The organism is Pseudoalteromonas sp. S3178 (assembly GCF_005886985.1).
In the GTDB taxonomy this organism is placed as follows: Bacteria; Pseudomonadota; Gammaproteobacteria; order Enterobacterales; family Alteromonadaceae; genus Pseudoalteromonas; species Pseudoalteromonas carrageenovora.
On the sequence record NZ_PNCW01000282.1, the window covers coordinates 1 to 326 of the forward strand.

Annotated in this window: 1 protein-coding gene; it reads right to left on the minus strand. The window is 51.2% G+C overall.

Annotation, left to right across the window (positions count from 1 at the left end):
• Positions 1-326, minus strand: a 326-nt coding sequence (locus CWC11_RS20980; RefSeq protein ID WP_249330793.1) for a LysR substrate-binding domain-containing protein, incomplete at both ends; no start/stop codon positions are given.

The window sequence follows — 326 nt, forward strand, 5'->3', positions numbered from 1 at the left end:
TTTTTGACTAGGCTGATACCGATTTGGCCGAGTTCGGGTAATATTTGAGTTTGGGTCTGATAAGGCAGCTCTGCTGGCACGGTGCTTTTGGCCAGCACGGTGATCCCGAGCCCCTCTTTTAAAGCGGCGGTAAGGCCGGTTAAGTCGGCGTTACTATATACGATACGGTATTGTAATCCAGCTTGCTGTAGCGCCTCGATAGCGCGGCGGCGATAAATACAGCCCTCTGGCGCGGTGACTAAAGTGACCACCGAATGCTGCGCAAGCGATAAATCGCCAACCCAAACTAATTGATCTTGCATAAACACCGGGTACTTAGACGAACT